General features: G+C 59.9%; 11 protein-coding genes. 9 read left to right on the top strand and 2 right to left on the bottom strand.

What is annotated here, in order from left to right; genetic code table 11:
• Positions 1-32 precede the first annotated feature (32 nt).
• Positions 33-443: a cupin domain-containing protein gene (locus F8N43_RS05110; protein ID WP_150633629.1), complete on the top strand. Its 411-nt coding sequence runs from the start codon at positions 33-35 to the stop codon at positions 441-443.
• 226 nt (positions 444-669) lie between these two features.
• The gene (locus tag F8N43_RS05105) at positions 670-1,380 is read left to right on the top strand and encodes an ATPase (protein WP_150653316.1); all 711 of its coding nucleotides are present in this window, start codon (positions 670-672) and stop codon (positions 1,378-1,380) included.
• A gap of 183 nt (positions 1,381-1,563) precedes the next feature.
• Here F8N43_RS05105 and F8N43_RS05100 read toward each other — a convergent pair whose 3' ends face one another.
• Together F8N43_RS05100 and F8N43_RS05095 are read right to left on the bottom strand one after the other, a co-directional pair.
• Complete coding sequence (locus F8N43_RS05100; protein WP_150633627.1) at positions 1,564-6,468, bottom strand: NAD-glutamate dehydrogenase; 4,905 nt, start codon at positions 6,466-6,468, stop codon at positions 1,564-1,566.
• Positions 6,469-6,925: 457 nt separating this feature from the next.
• Entirely contained in the window at positions 6,926-8,014 is a 1,089-nt protein-coding gene (locus tag F8N43_RS05095; protein WP_150653315.1) for an RHS repeat-associated core domain-containing protein, read from the bottom strand.
• 163 nt (positions 8,015-8,177) lie between these two features.
• Here F8N43_RS05095 and F8N43_RS05090 point away from each other — a divergent pair, with 163 nt between their 5' ends.
• From F8N43_RS05090 to F8N43_RS05060, 7 genes are all read left to right on the top strand, one after another.
• The gene (locus F8N43_RS05090; protein WP_150634740.1) at positions 8,178-8,531 is read left to right on the top strand and encodes a hypothetical protein; all 354 of its coding nucleotides are present in this window, start codon (positions 8,178-8,180) and stop codon (positions 8,529-8,531) included.
• A 284-nt stretch (positions 8,532-8,815) separates the two neighbouring features.
• Positions 8,816-9,775: an AAA family ATPase gene (locus F8N43_RS05085; protein WP_020800601.1), complete on the top strand. Its 960-nt coding sequence runs from the start codon at positions 8,816-8,818 to the stop codon at positions 9,773-9,775.
• A 5-nt stretch (positions 9,776-9,780) separates the two neighbouring features.
• A complete protein-coding gene (locus tag F8N43_RS05080; protein WP_150634739.1) occupies positions 9,781-10,725 on the top strand; it encodes a DUF58 domain-containing protein in 945 nt (314 codons plus the stop codon).
• Positions 10,722-11,216: a DUF4381 domain-containing protein gene (locus F8N43_RS05075; RefSeq protein ID WP_150653314.1), complete on the top strand. Its 495-nt coding sequence runs from the start codon at positions 10,722-10,724 to the stop codon at positions 11,214-11,216. The genes F8N43_RS05080 and F8N43_RS05075 overlap by 4 nt, the downstream gene beginning before the upstream one ends.
• Positions 11,209-12,288 carry a vWA domain-containing protein gene (locus tag F8N43_RS05070; protein ID WP_150653313.1) on the top strand — a complete coding sequence of 360 codons (1,080 nt, stop codon included), beginning with the start codon at positions 11,209-11,211 and terminating at the stop codon, positions 12,286-12,288. The genes F8N43_RS05075 and F8N43_RS05070 overlap by 8 nt, the downstream gene beginning before the upstream one ends.
• Positions 12,285-14,021 carry a tetratricopeptide repeat protein gene (locus F8N43_RS05065; protein WP_150639179.1) on the top strand — a complete coding sequence of 579 codons (1,737 nt, stop codon included), beginning with the start codon at positions 12,285-12,287 and terminating at the stop codon, positions 14,019-14,021. The genes F8N43_RS05070 and F8N43_RS05065 overlap by 4 nt, the downstream gene beginning before the upstream one ends.
• Positions 14,018-15,658 (top strand): BatD family protein, encoded by a 1,641-nt coding sequence (locus tag F8N43_RS05060; RefSeq protein WP_150634735.1) that lies wholly within the window; start codon positions 14,018-14,020, stop codon positions 15,656-15,658. The genes F8N43_RS05065 and F8N43_RS05060 overlap by 4 nt, the downstream gene beginning before the upstream one ends.
• Positions 15,659-15,715 lie beyond the last annotated feature (57 nt).

Genomic DNA, 15,715 nt, shown 5'->3' with positions numbered 1-15,715 from the left:
TTCTGACAACTAACCACCGCAGGTGATAAATCATGAAAGTTTTGCGTTTACTGGCCGCCCCGCTTGCGGTCCTCGCCCTGAGTGTTTCTGCCTCGGCATTCGCCCACGACCCTTCGGAAAAAGTCACGATTCTGCAAGATGAAGCACTGAAGAACGTCCCGGGCAAAAAAGCGCTGATGATCGAAGTCGATTACAAGCCGGGCCAGTCCTCCATCGCCCATAAGCACGAAGGCACGGCAATGGCTTACGTGATTTCGGGCACGATCATTTCCCAGGTAAAAGGCGGCAAAGCGATCACCTACAAGGCCGGTGAATACTGGTATGAACCCGCCGGTTCGGAACATCTGGTGTCGAAAAATGCCAGTGCGACCCAGCCAGCCAAACTCCTTGTTTTCATGGTGTTGTCCCCCGACGAGAAAGTATTGATCCCCTTGGAAAACTGATGGCTGAACGTACAGCCATAAATAAACAGGCCCGAATCACACGTCCGGGCCTTTTTATTCCCCGGTGCAATTAACCGGCAACTTTTAAACCAAACAATACTATGGGTCACCTGACCAGCGCATGAATTGGCTATTTCATTCAGCCGTCACAGGTTTAGTCTGAAGTCACTGCCGACATCGGCCACTTTAACTTCCCGACTCAAGTTGTTTCACTGGAGAAACACCCATGAAACTTGCACTTGTCAGCACCTTGGCGATCGCCTCTGTTTTAACCGGCTGTTCAATTCCTACTGCGCCGACGGCAGTTTCTTCACTCGACGGTATCTTCAACGCGCCCGTCGGGCGCAGCAGTACCCGCCATGTCGCCAGCGGCGGCCAGGTCTCGCTGGGCATCGTCTACAGCCGTAACACCCAGACCAATCGCGCTTACCTGCAGGACTATCAAGCCAATGCCGGCACCGGTTTCGGCCAGAGCCTGCTGGTGCAGCCGATTCATGATGCCTACGTCGCCACCTCCAAACCCGACCTGGCGGTGGAGTGGATCCAAGCCTCGTTGCAACGTCAGTTCGGCTCGGTCACGGTGTACCCGGACATGCAAAGCCTCAGGGCGGAGAAGCCCGACGTGGTCGCCGTTGTCGACATCCGCAGCCAATTGATCACTTCGCGCAGTTCGGATATCAAGGCCGATGTGAGTGCGGACTTTTATGATGCCAACTTCAATTACATCGGGACTGCGCAAGGGCATGATGCCAAAGCATTGAGCCCGGTGTGGGCGGATTATAAACGCAGCGAAGAGATCGTCGCGGATATTAATGAACAGCAAAACGTGCAAGTTCGGGCATTGCAGAAGTTTGACCAGTCGCTCAGTAATTTATTGACTGGGCCGACAGATAAAGTGTCGATGTTTGATAATAAAACAGGCAGGAAGTTGTATTGAAACCAATGGCCCCATCGCGGGCAAGCCCGGCTCCCACAGGACTTGTGTTGGACACATATCATCACATGACACAAAACCTGTGGGAGCCGGGCTTGCCTGCGATGAGGCCCGACCAGAAACCAAAAACCCAGGCAAAAAAAACCCCGCATATTTCAATGCGGGGCTTTTTCATTCAGCGACTGATCAGGCCGCTGGCTCCAGTTCTGCACTGGCGGTGGTGGCAATAGCAGGCACTACCGCTTGCCCGCTCAATGCCAGATCCAGCAACTCACGGTTGGCCACGGCATACATCGCGTAGTCAGTGCCGCTCGCCGCACGGATTTCCACCAGCATGGCGCGCCAGCGTTCGATCATGCCTACGTGCTCTTCCATCCACAGCGCCAGGCGTGTTTCCACGTCGTGAGAGCCGTCGCCCTGTTGCAGGACCGAGATGGTAATCGCACGTTGCTGCCAGTCGACGTCATCGCGGAACGCTTCACGGGCCAGGGCCTGCCAGTTGTTTTCAACCGGCAGAGCGCTGATCTGTTGCAGGTACCAGGTGATGTCCAGCGCACTGCCCACGGCGAAGTAGGCCTTCGCCACGTCCGCAGGGTTCTGGCCGGTCACGTCGGAGGCCTCGATGATCGGCAGCAGCGTGTACAGGTGCGACGTGCCAGCCACCATGCGTGCGAGCAATTCCGGCACACCAGCTTCGACGTACGCCTCGTAGCGGGCCTGCCAGTTCTCGTGGATCTCGCCGCTCAGCAGTTCGTCGAGCTTGAGACCCAACTCCTTCAGATGCGGACCGAAATGCGCGACGTCACGGGCAGCGTTCTGCTCGTTGCGACGGGCACGCAGGAACCAGCGCGTAGCGCGACGGCCCAAGCGCATCAGTTCGTCCATCAGCTCCAGTTGTACGTCAGCGGAAACCTGGTAATCCAGAGCTTCAATCTGACGGAACCAGTGCGGGAGATGGAAGATGTCACGCACGATCACGTAAGCACCGGCCACGTTCGCCGGGCTCATGCCGGTCGACTCTTTGAGTCGTTGAACGAAGGTGATGCCCATGTGGTTCACCAGATCGTTGGCGATCTGGGTGCTGACGATCTCGCGCTTCAGACGGTGACGGCGCATGGCTTCGGAGAACTTGCTCACCAGGCTCGGCGGGAAAGCGGTTTCCATGTCGCGCGTCAGGTAATCGTCGTCCGGCACACGGGAGTCCAGCAACTGCGCCTTGAGGTCGATTTTGCTGTAGGAGATCAGCACCGACAGCTCGGCACGGGTCAGGCCGTGGCCTTCCGCGAGGCGCTCGTTGATCGCTTCTTCCGACGGCAGGAACTCGATGGCGCGATCCAGCTTGCCGCGGCCTTCCAGATCGTTCATCAGACGTTTGTATTCGGCAATCCGCACGAACGCACGGCGGGCTGCCAGGGACAGGGCCTGAGTCTGTTTGTAGTTGTTGCCCAGCACCAGGTTGCCGACTTCGTCGGTCATGCTCGCCAGCAACTGGTTACGTTGCTTGTCGGTCATATCACCGGCCTGAACCACTTCGTTCAGCAGGATCTTGATGTTCACTTCGTGGTCGGAGCAATCCACGCCACCGGCGTTGTCGATGAAGTCGGTGTTGGAACCGCCGCCATTGAGGCCGAATTCGACACGACCCAGCTGGGTCATACCGAGGTTACCGCCCTCGCCCACGACTTTGCAGCGCAGCTCGTTACCGTTCACGCGCAGCGCATCGTTGGCCTTGTCGCCGACATCGGCGTGGCTTTCGGTGCTGGCCTTGACGTAGGTGCCGATACCGCCGTTCCACAACAGGTCTACCGGCGCCTTGAGCAAGGCATTCAGCAGTTCGGTCGGGGTCAGCTTGTCGGCCTGAATGTCGAAGCGTTCTTTCATCTGCGGAGAAATCGCGATGCTTTTCGCGCTGCGAGAGAAGATCCCGCCGCCTTCGGACATGATGCTGGTGTCGTAATCCGACCATGCCGAACGTGGCAGATCGAACAGGCGCTGACGCTCGGCGAAGCTGTTGGCGGGCGTTGGGTTCGGGTCGATGAAGATGTGCAAGTGGTTGAACGCAGCGACCAGTTGCAGCTTGTCGGACATCAGCAAGCCGTTACCGAATACGTCACCGGCCATGTCGCCGACGCCTACCACGGTGATGCTGTCTTCCTGGACATTGATGCCGCGCTCGCGGAAGTGACGTTGTACGCCAACCCACGCGCCCTTGGCGGTGATGCCCATTTTCTTGTGGTCGTAACCGGCAGAACCGCCGGACGCGAACGCGTCACCCAGCCAGAAACCGTAGTCGATGGCGATGCCGTTGGCGATGTCGGAGAAGGTTGCAGTGCCCTTGTCCGCAGCGACCACCAGGTACGGGTCATCGTCGTCATGGCGCACGACGTTGACCGGCGGCACCAGTGCGCCGTCTTTCAGGTTGTCGGTGATGTCCAACAGGCCCGAAATGAAGATGCGGTAGCAGGCGATGCCCTCGGCTGCGATCTCGTCACGGCTGCCGCCCAGTGGCAGGCGACGCGGCAGGAAGCCGCCCTTCGCGCCGACTGGCACGATGACCGAGTTCTTCACTTGCTGGGCTTTTACCAGGCCCAGGACTTCGGTACGGAAGTCTTCTTCACGGTCAGACCAGCGCAGACCGCCACGAGCGACGTTGCCGAAGCGCAGGTGCACGCCTTCGACGCGAGGCGAGTAAACGAAAATTTCGAACTTCGGAACCGGCTTCGGCAGCTCTGGAATCTGATGCGGGTTGAACTTGAAGCTGAAGTAGGACTTGTTCTGACCGTTGGCATCGGTCTGGTAGAAGTTGGTCCGCAGGGTGGCTTTGATCAGGTCGAGGTAGCGACGCAGGATGCGGTCTTCGTTCAATACCTGGACGTCGTCCAGTGCTGCCAGAATCGCGTGTTCCAGACGTTGCTGCTTGTCTTCCAGATCGTCGCCGGTCAGCTTGCGCGCCAGGTAGAAACGGGTCTTGAACAACCGGGTCAACTCGCGAGCGATGTCGGTGTGGTTGTTCAGGGTGCTGGCGATGTAGCCGAGGTCGAAGCCCAGACGAATCTGCTTCATGTAGCGAGCGTAAGCACGCAGCAGCGCCACATCGCGCCATGGCAGGCCGGCGGTCAGCACCAGACGGTTGAACGCATCGTTCTCGGCATCGCCACGCACGATGTGGACGAAGGCGTCCTGCAAGGTGTCGTTGAGTTGCTGGATGTCGAGCTCCAGGCCTTCGGCGGCAGTGAACGCGAAATCGTGAATCCAGAACTCGCGGCCATTGTTGTGACGCAGGCGATACGGGAATTCACCCAGAACGCGCAGGCCGAGGTTTTCCAGGATCGGCAACACATCGGACAGGGCCAGCGGGGTATCGGCGTGATACAGCTTGCAGTGCAGCTCGCGCTGGCCGGAGACCTGACCCAGTGGCTGATAGAAGCTCATCACCAGAGGATTTTTTTCGTTCAGGTTCAGCAGGTGCTGCATGTCGACCACAGCCGAATGCGCAGCGAAACGCTCGCGGTAACCGGCCGGGAAGCCTTTCGGGAAATCCGCCAGCACGTTGGTGCCGTGTGCTTCACCGAAGCTTTCCACAACCAGGCTGGCGTAGTCGTCCTGCCAGCTGCGGCAGGCTTGTACCACTTCTTTTTCCAGCAGGACCGGGTCGATGTCCAGACGGTTCTTCGGATCGACGCGCAGGATCAATTGCACGCGGGCCAGCACGGACTCGGAGAAGAAAGTCCAGAACTCGCAATCCGAGGCTTTCAGGCGATCCATCAGCACTTGCTGGATCTTCTGGCGCACTTCGGTGGAGTAGATGTCACGCGGCACGTAGGCCAGGCAGTAGCAGAAACGACCGTACGGGTCTTTGCGCAGGAACACGCGGATCTTGTTGCGTTCCTGGATCTGCACGATCGACATCACGGTGCTGAACAGTTCGTCGACCGGGGTCTGGAACAGGTCATCACGGGGCAGCACTTCAACCACCTGCGCCAGTTCCTTGCCCAAGTGAGCCTTGGCCTGGAAGCCGGAACGGCGTTCGATTTCCTCGACCTTGCGACGGATATACGGAATGACCCGTACGCTCTCGCCATACACCGACGAGGTGTACAGGCCCATGAAACGGCATTCCTTGATGACCTTGCCGTCGGCATCGATCTCGCGGATCGACACGTAATCCGGGTAAGCCGGACGGTGTACACGGCTCGGGTGCGCAGCCTTGGCGAACGACAGCAGGGTCGGTTCGCGCAGGTAGTTCACGGCGTAGTCTTCGATGCGCAGGTCATCGTAGGTCAGGCCGGTACGCAGCAGTTTGGTCAGGCCGAGGAAGGAATTCTGGTCGTAGACGATGTGGCCGCCATCGACTTCATCCTGAACCACGAACTCTTCGTAGCCGAGGAAGGTGAAGTGGTTGCCCACCAGCCATTCCAGGAAACTTTTGATTTCGGCTTTTTCTTCGCTGTCGACAGCAAACTTGCTGTTGTCCAGGCCGGTCAGGATTTCCTGGACCTTGGCTTTCATCGGCTCGAAATCGGCGACCGCGACGCGGACTTCACCAAGAACCTGTTCCAGCTCTTTGCTCAGGACATTCAGTTCAGCGGTGTTCGCGCAACGGTCGATTTCCAGGTACATCAGGGATTCTTGCAGGATCCCTTCGCCCTGAGTGCCTTTTGGCAGGATTTCCAGCAACTCGCCTTTGCTGCCGCGACGCACGCTCAGCACAGTGGTTTGCAGGGTATGAATGCTGTAGCCGCGACGGTTCAGCTCGGTACGCACCGAGTCCACCAGAAATGGCAGGTCGTGGTGCAGCACTTCGACCGCGGTGTGGGTCGACTGCCAGCCGTGGCGTTCGTAATCAGGGTTGTAGACGCGAACCTGCGGTTGCGCGTGATCGAAGCGCTCAAGCAGGCGCCACGCAGAAAGGGTGCAGCCGGCGAGGTCGGACAGCCGACGCTGAGTCAGCTCGTCCAGGGAAATGATGCCGAAGAATTGTTCAGCGAACAGCGCCACTTGTGGCAGTGCCTGTTCACTGATGTGCTGCGCCAGTGCCGCTTGCAGTTGGTGCTGGAAGTCGGCTTTGCTGGCTGCGGTGAAGAACGCCATCTGTGGTACTCCGCTTGGGCTTGTTATTGATGGAAGCGTCGCGTGCAAACCCCTTTCGGGGCGATCCGTCACCCGGTTCCTGATTCTCGGGCAGAGGAAACAGGATGACAGGTGGGTGAAGCTGGACGAGACACTCAGGTCACATTCACCTTCCATGAATGGGCATCTGCAAAAACGACTCTGCGATCAATTGCACAATGTCTTTACAGGTATCCATTCGATGCGCAGCTTAACCAGAGCGGCAAGGCCTGTGCTTGCGGTGCTGCGACATATTCGGTCATCGGTACGCAGCTCTGCGGCGGCGCATCGAATAACACTAGCAGCCGTGTAGGAAATTGGGCGTTTCATGCTCGGATTCATGGTACGTACGTGCCAGAAATGACCAGTCATGATGAATCCAGTCACAACAGATAATGGCTTGCATGGCTTTATTGCAAATGGTGTCAGTGAGGGGATCCTAGGTTCGAACGCGACTAACCGGACGCTTAACCTTATCGAACACAACGGGTCGATACTGCACACCATACCGTTTTAGTGAAATGTCTTTCTTTGCGACCCCGAAATAGTATGGTCCCTCATAAACTTCGCCAATTTTCAGATTTTCGAAAACCTTGCCCGTATTGATCGTTTGAATCCTCCCCGAATAAGCCTTAACCGGGCGTTTCGCAAGCCGATTAATACTTTCAGCAAATGAAATATCTTCTATGCCAAATGAATTTCTTTCTATATCTGCCGAGTGACATGCCGCAATTCTTATACTCTCAAATTTTGAGACATCAACCCCGTGGCGCTTAGCAAGCTTAAGCAAATCCAATCCAGTAAAATCGCCCTCCACGCCCCCTGGAAAACCATGGGTATCAAAGGTAAGCCTGGAACCGCCCTTGTAAACATCTTCAAATGTAAAAATACCTTCAGAGAGCCTTGTCACATTCGATACAGGCTTAAGTTTTATCCCAAGTTCATATGAGGCGGCCACTGCGGGAGCTTTCTTCAAAAACTGACTTAATGAAGAAGCAAGATGCCCCGTAGGATCACTTCGATTGATCGGATCCCCCAGACAGTACGCGTAAGTATTTACCCCGCCGGCCCCAAACGGACTCAAATTATCCGGACTGTTGAACCGCATCAGAATCGGGTTAAACGCCCGATACCCATTACCCAACAAATAATGCCCGGTCACGGGATCCGGTAGCTGGCCGTTGAAGCCCAACAAGCTGTTCAACCCGCATCCGCAGGGACGATGACCGTAAGGAGCGTAAGTGGTGGAGCGTGATTTACTCGCGTTGAGGGCTATCAGCACAGAGCGCTGCAGGTCCGTGGCCAATAACGTGTTTTCGAACCCGCCATCCTTTTGCAGCTGTTGCGCTATCAGTTGGTCGCTGTACTGAACGAACGATTGGCGTTCCTCGCCTTGTATCTCGGTAGCCAGGCGATCTTCGCAATAAAAGCGTTGGCGCTCGGGGCGATCCAGCTGCCTGTGGCTAGTGATTCGATCCAGTGCATCGTAGTGATATCGGACGGACAAGGCTTTCTGCTGGCTAATCATCGTTAAGTCCTGCGAGAGAACTGAATTATCGATGGCTATAGCAACCAATAGCCACTAGCAGAACTGATAGGCACTCACCCAACACAATCCAGCAAAAAACCCTCAACACTGGCAAAATCGCCCTTTGCCTGCCAACACCGCGCCCAGCGCCAGGACTGCTCAAATGCAAATGACCACCACCCTCCTGATCGTCAACCCGTGCGACGAGGAAGAAGACAACATGGCCATGCTCGCCTGCCACAGCGATCAAGGTGAAATGTTCCTGATGAGCCGCTACCCGGACGAGGACGAGCTGGAGATTACCCTTGATGGCGAGCCTTCGACGCTGGACGGCGTGAAAGTGACCCTCAGCCCTACCCGTTTGCTGATCGAGATTGCGGCGGCGGATGCGGATGCGTTGAATGGGGATGATTCGCTGGAGATCATTCACAGCACGGATGCGAGTGACTTGGCGGAGGTTGAAGAAACGTTGCAGAACATTCTCAAGGGGACAGGGACTTACATCAGCAAGATTTGATGATGTCTGGGCCGGCCCCTTCGCGGGCAAGCCCGCTCCCACAGGTATCGAGTCAGACACAAGATCTGTGCACACCCTAATTCACTGTGCGGGCTTGCCCGCGAAGGCCCGTTTGATCGACGCATCCGCCTGGCCTGTACAACCTTCAAACACTTTTACCCATCTATTCCCACACTTTGCACAAAATGCCGTTAGTCGCCGCCCCCCGCGATGCTTTAAAGTAACGCCCCCAGCCCTGGCGTTATTCGAACGTCTTCGGTCACCCTTTCCAGGAACAGTCATCGATGGAACATCGTGAAGCGCTGCTCGCGCTGCGAACCTTTCTTTCAACGCAGATTCTCGGCCAGGAAAAACTCATCGAGCGCTTGCTCATCGCCCTGCTTGCCGACGGCCACATGCTGGTCGAGGGCGCTCCCGGCCTGGCCAAGACCAAGGCCATCAAAGAACTCGCCGAAGGCATCGAAGCCCAGTTCCATCGCATCCAGTTCACCCCGGACCTGTTGCCCGCGGACATCACCGGCACGGAAATCTATCGCCCGGAAACCGGCAGCTTCGTGTTCCAGCAAGGCCCGATCTTCCACAACCTGGTGCTGGCGGACGAAATCAACCGCGCTCCGGCCAAGGTGCAATCAGCCCTGCTCGAAGCGATGGCCGAGCGTCAGGTCAGCGTCGGGCGCAGCACTTATGAGCTGTCGCCGCTGTTCCTGGTGATGGCCACGCAAAACCCGATCGAGCAGGAAGGCACCTATCCGCTGCCCGAAGCCCAGCTCGACCGCTTCCTGATGCACGTGAAAATCGGCTTCCCGGACGCCGCCGTCGAACGCCGCATCCTGCAACAGGCCCGTGGCGAAGCCCTGAACGGCGAAACCAAACCGGAGCGCCGGGTCAGCCAGCAGGCAATATTCGCCGCTCGCAAGGAAATCCTCGGTCTGTACATGGCCGACGCGGTGGAGGAATACCTGGTGCAACTGGTCATGGCCACGCGCACGCCGGGCAAATTCGACCCGGAGATGGCCGAGTGGATCGCCTATGGCGCCAGCCCGCGCGGCTCGATTGCCCTCGACCGCTGTGCCCGCGCCCACGCCTGGCTGGCCGGTCGCGACTTCGTCAGCCCGGAAGACATCCAGGCTGTGCTGTTTGACGTGTTGCGCCACCGCATCATCCTGTCCTTTGAAGCCGAAGCCGCTGGCATCGACCAGGACAGGGTGGTCCAGCGTATTCTCGACGTCGTAGCCGTCGCTTGACCCCAATGAACGCCCCCCTGCCGCCCGAGCCGGGCATCCGTGTCAGCCTCGCCGAGCTGATCGAGATGCGCCATCGCGTGCGTGAAGTGCAGCTGTTTTCGACGCCGAGCCAGCGCAGCCCGCTGATCGGCCTGCACCACTCGAAGCTACGTGGCCGTGGCGTGGACTTCGATCAGGTGCGGGTCTATCAGGCCGGCGACGACGTGCGCACCATCGACTGGCGCGTCACCGCTCGCACCCAGGAACCGCACACCAAGCTGTTCCATGAAGAACGCGAGCGGCCGATTTTCATCATGGTCGAGCAGAGTCGCCGGTTATTTTTCGGTTCCGGGCTGATGTTCAAATCGGTGCTCGCTGCGCAAGCGGCGAGCCTGATTGGCTGGGCCGCACTGGGCCATAACGATCGGGTGGGCGGACTGGTGTTCGGCGACAACGAACACTACGAAATCAAGCCACGGCGCAGTAAGCAGAGCCTGTTGCAATTGCTCAACCGGCTTGTGCGCGTCAATCAATCACTGCACACCGAAAGCGAAACGAACCGTGACGCCCTCAACCTGGCCCTGCGTCGCGCCCGGGAAGTGCTGCGTCCCGGCAGCCTGGTCATCGTGATCTGCGACGAACGCGCGCTGACTGAAGGCTCCGAGCAACAACTGAGCCTGTTGTCCCGCCATTGCGACCTGTTGCTGCTGCCGCTGTCCGATCCACTGGACCACGCCCTGCCCGCTGCCGGTTTGCTGCGTTTCGTCGAACGCGGTGCGCAACTGGAACTCGACACGTTGAATTTCGAGCTGCGCCAGACCTACCGCGCCCAGGCCGAAGCACGCATCGCCCATTGGGAATTGCTCGCGCAAAAACTGCGGGTGTTGCTGATGCCCTTGAGCACCCAGAGCGAGATGGTCGAACAACTGCGCGAGTATCTGAACCCACAGAAACCGGGGAAAGGTCGATGAGCAGCCTCGATCAACTGCAACCGCTGATCTCCCCGCCACCGATAGGCTTCTGGCCTCCGGCGCCGGGCTGGTGGCTCTTGCTGTTGTTGCTGCCGCTGATCGGCTTCGGCCTGTGGAAGGCGCGGCGTTTTCTGCCGAACAAGCGCCCCATCGTGCGCGCCGAACAACCGCTGGACCCGGTGCGCCTCGCCGCACTGGCCGAACTGGCGCTGATGCCCAAACCCTACGATGGCGCGCCGGCCGGTGCCTGGCTGCAGCAACTCAACGGTTTGCTCAAGCGCCTGTGCCGCAACCATTACCCCTACAGCCAGAGCCACACCCTCAATGGACGCAAATGGTTGGCGTTTCTCGACAACCGCTGCCCGGCTGCCGGCCTGACGCGCTGGATGGTGCTGGTCGAAGGTGCCTACAAACCCGAATGCAAACTCGACGACAAGGCCATCGCCGGCCTGACGCAAGCCGTCGACACGTGGATTCGCAAACATGTTTGAGTTCGCCTGGCCTTGGATCTTCGCCCTGCTGCCGCTGCCCTGGTTAATGCGCATCGTGCTGCCGGTGGCCGACAGCGGCGAACCGGCGCTCAAAGTCAGTTTCCTCAGCGACCTCGAAGGCCTGGCCCGGCGTCGCGCTCGGGCCAATCTGCCGGCCTGGCGCCAGCAAGCGCCGTTCATGCTGCTGTGGCTGTTTTTGCTGATCGCCGCGGCGCGCCCGCAGTGGCTCGGCGAACCGTTACCGATTGCCGCCAGTGGCCGTGACCTGCTGGTGGCGGTGGACGTTTCCGGCTCCATGGACTTCCCCGACATGCAGTGGCGAGACGATGAAGTCAGCCGCCTGACGCTGGTGCAACATTTGCTCGGTGATTTTCTGGAGAGTCGCGAAGGCGACCGTGTCGGCCTGATCCTCTTCGGCAGCCGGGCGTATCTGCAGGCACCCCTGACGTTTGACCGGCGCACTGTGCGGGTCTGGCTCGACGAAGCGCGCATCGGTATCGCCGGCAAGAACACCGCCATCGGCGACGCTATCGGCCTCGCGATCAAACGCCTGCGCATGCGTCCGGCGCAAAGCCGCGTGCTGATTCTGGTGACGGACGGCGCCAATAACGGCGGCGAAATCGACCCGCTGACGGCAGCGCGGCTGGCGGCCAATGAAGGCGTGAAAATCTACCCGATCGGCATCGGCGCCGATCCCGAGCAAAGCGGCACCGCAGGATTCCTCGGTATCAACCCGAGCCTGGACCTCGACGAACCTGCGCTGAAGGCCATCGCCGCCGCCACGGGAGGTCAGTATTTCCGCGCTCGCGACGGCAAGGAATTGCAAGCGATCAAGGAAACCCTCGACCAATTGGAACCGGTGACTCAACAACCGACCCAGGCCCGCCCGGCGCAGGCGTTGTATCACTGGCCGTTGGCGATGGCGCTGCTGTTGAGCCTGTTGCTGGTGGCTCGCGAACGCTGGCCGGATAACCCGTTGCAGCGTCTGTTTACCAAGGATCTGTTCTTGCAAACGCAACTGCCTGACTGGCGTCAGCGACTCAAGCGCCTGCGCCTGCGGAGGCGCCGATGAGCGCGCTGTGGCCTTATTGGTTCCGCCCTTGGTGGCTGCTGCTGTTGCCACTGCTCGGCTGGTTGCTCTGGCAACTCTGGCATCGACAGAAGCGCGCCGGGCGCTGGCAGATGATTCTGCCGCCGGCCTTTCATTCCGCGTTGCTAAGTGGCGGCAACGGTCGCGACAGCAAGCTGCCGTGGGTCGCCCTCGGTGTGGCGTGGCTGCTGACGATACTGGCGTTGTTGGGGCCGAGCTGGGAGCGCGTCGAGCAACCCAGTCAGAAACCGGCCGACCCGCTGGTGGTGATCCTTGAGCTGACTCCGGAGATGCTCGCCACCGACGTCACGCCAAACCGGCTGGAACAGGCCCGACGCAAGCTGTTTGACTTGCTGCAAAACCGCAGCGACGCCCAGACCGCCATCGTCGTCTACGCCGGCAGCGCACACACGCTGGTGCCACTGTCGGATGACCTGTCTACCAGCGGCAATCTGCTGGAGGCGCTCAAGCCGTCGTTAATGCCCCAGACGGGCCATCGCGCCGATCTCGCGGTGACCAAGGCCCTTGCACTGCTAAATCAGGGCGCGCTGGGTGACGGCCGGATTCTGCTGATCGGTTCATCCCTGACCGAACTCGAGCGCGAAGGCATTCAACAGGCGCTGGATGGCAAGTCGACGCAGCTTTTGATGCTCGGCATCGGCACCGCCGAAGGCGCACCGATCACTCAGGAAGATGGCAGTTTCCTCAAGGATGACCAAGGCGCGATTCTGGTACCGCGCCTGGACGAGCCGAACCTGAAAGCGTTCGTCAACGGCCTCGATGGACGTTATCGCCACGCGCGCCTGGACGATGCCGACCTGCGCGCCCTCGGCCTGCTCGATGGCCCGCGCAACTTGCGCAATGACGGCCAGACCCTGCGCCTCGATACCTGGGCCGATCAGGGGTATTGGCTGTTGTTGCCGCTGTTGCTGCTGGCGGCCTGCGCCGGTCGTCGCGGCTGGCTGTTCTGTCTGCCGCTGCTGTTCCTGTTGCCGCAACCGAGCTACGCCTTCGACTTTGAGGACTTGTGGCTGCGTCCTGACCAGCAAGGCCTGCATCTGTTGAAGAAGAAGCGTCCGGCCGAGGCCGCGAAACATTTCGAGGATCGACAATGGCAAGGCGTGGCGCTCTATGAGGCCGGCGACTACAGTGGCGCCGCCCAGCGGTTCGCCCAAGGCAATGACGCCCACGCCCACTACAATCGTGGCAACGCCCTGGCCAAAGGCGGTGAGTTGGAAGCCGCGCTGGATGCCTACGAACAGGCGCTGGAGCTGCAACCGGATCTGCGCCCGGCGCTGACTAACAAGACCTTGGTAGAAAGCCTGATCAAGCAGAAAAACACACCGGCGCCTGTCGAACCGGACAACACTGAAGGTGACGAGACCGGGACCCCGCAGGAACCACCGCCGGGTGCAGCCGCCCAACCGTCGAACAGTGGCGAACCGGAGTCCGACGCCCAGACGACTCCGCCCGATGCGCAACAATCGGAGACGACACCAGCACGCCCCGGCACCAATGAGGTTCCCGGCAGCGAATTGGGCGACGAACAAAGCACCACCCCGCCGCTGCGCCCGGCCAGCGACGCCATCGATGGCGAGCAGCGCCAAGCGCTGGAGCAATGGCTGCGCAAGATCCCGGATGACCCGGGCGAATTGCTCAGGCGCAAATTCTGGTACGAACAGCAGCAACATCAGGATCAGGAAAAAACTCGATGACCCGCTTCACCGCTTTCATGCTCGCACTGTTGATCTGGACCGTTCAGGCCCAGGCTGCGGAGCTGGTCGCCAGTGTCGACCGCAGTCGCCTGAACTCCGGCGAAACGGTCGAGCTGACCCTGGAATCCAACGATGTCACCCAATTCGGCAAGCCCGACCTGACGGCGCTGGAGCCGCTGTTTGAAGTGCGCGGCACCCGTCAGGTCAACCAGTTGACGACCCTTAACGGCGGCAATGGCGCCACCACCCGCTGGATCATTACCCTGCTGCCTCGGCAGAACGGCAGCGTGGTCATTCCGTCGCTGCAACTGGGCGAAGTACAGAGCCAGCCGATCACCCTGCAAGTGGTCGAGAGCGAAACCCAGGACAGCACGCAAAAACTGGCCCCGGTGTTCATCGACGCCAGCCTCGATCAAAACAGCGTGTACGTGCAGGCCCAGGCGATCCTGACCTTGCGCATCTACCATTCCGTGTCGCTGTACGACGACAGCAGCCTGACGCCGTTGCAGATTCCCGATGCCCGCATCGAGCAGTTGGGTGAGTCGCGCACTTACGAAAAAGACATCAACGGCCTGCGCCACGGCGTGATCGAATTGCGCTACGCGATCTACCCGCAACACAGCGGCCAGGTCAGCATTCCGGCGCAGATTTTCAGCGCCACGCTGGTCGACGCGCAACCGGCCAAGGACGTCGAATCCCAGGTGCCGAAATCCGGCAAACTGATGCGCGTCAGCTCGGTCGAACTGCCGCTGACCGTCAAGCCGAAACCCGCCACTTACCCGGCGGACGTGCCTTGGCTGCCGGCCCGCAACCTGACCCTGAGCGAGAGCTGGAATCCGGAACCGGATCACGCCCAAGTGGGTGATTCGCTGACGCGCAGCCTGTTTTTGAAAGCCGAAGGTTTGGCCAGCTCACAACTGCCGCCGTTGCCGGCCACCGACGTCAACGGCTTGCGACGCTATCCGGATCAGCCGGTGCTGGTCAACCAGAACAGCGAGCGCGGCCTGATTGGCAGTCGCGAGGACCGTGAGGCTCTGGTGCCTGTCCAGCGCGGAAACGTCGAGTTGCCGGCGGTGGATGTGGTCTGGTGGAACACCTTTGAAGATCATCTGGAACACAGCAGCCTGCCAGCGCGGACGCTGCAAGTGGCGAACAATCCGGGATTGATGGTCGATACCCCGGCCGGCGCGCCGCTGGTCATTTCCGCTGCCGACAACGAAGCGCTCTGGTGGTGGAAACTCAGCACCGTAATACTTGCCTGCACCACCCTGCTGGGCTTCGGCCTCTGGTGGCGCGCCCGCTGGCAACCGGCGATCCTGCGCGCAGCCCAGACCGGCCCGAGTCCGCGCACCGTGCTCGACGACCTCAAGCGCGCCTGCCAGGCCAACGACTCCCACGCCACCCGCCAGGCCCTCGACGCCTGGGCCCGACAACAACCGGAAACCCTGGCCGACATGGCGGCGCGATTCGTGCCGTTGTCCGATGCGCTGGATGGTTTGAATGGGGCGCTGTACAGCGAAACCGGCCAGCATTGGCAAGGTGAGGAATTGTGGCGCGCGATCAAGGCGATCCCGATTGCCGAGCGCATTCAAGACCCGGTCGGCGACAGTGGCCTCCCGCCGCTGTATCCGAAGTGACCGCGATCCTGTGAGCCGGCTTGCCGGCGAAACGGTCCTGAATTCCGCGTCGTTCTC

Source organism: Pseudomonas fluorescens, from assembly GCF_902498065.1.
Classification (GTDB): Bacteria; Pseudomonadota; Gammaproteobacteria; order Pseudomonadales; family Pseudomonadaceae; genus Aquipseudomonas; species Aquipseudomonas fluorescens_BJ.
Note: the sequence above shows the minus strand (reverse complement) of the source record. Positions and strands in the feature narration are given on the sequence as shown.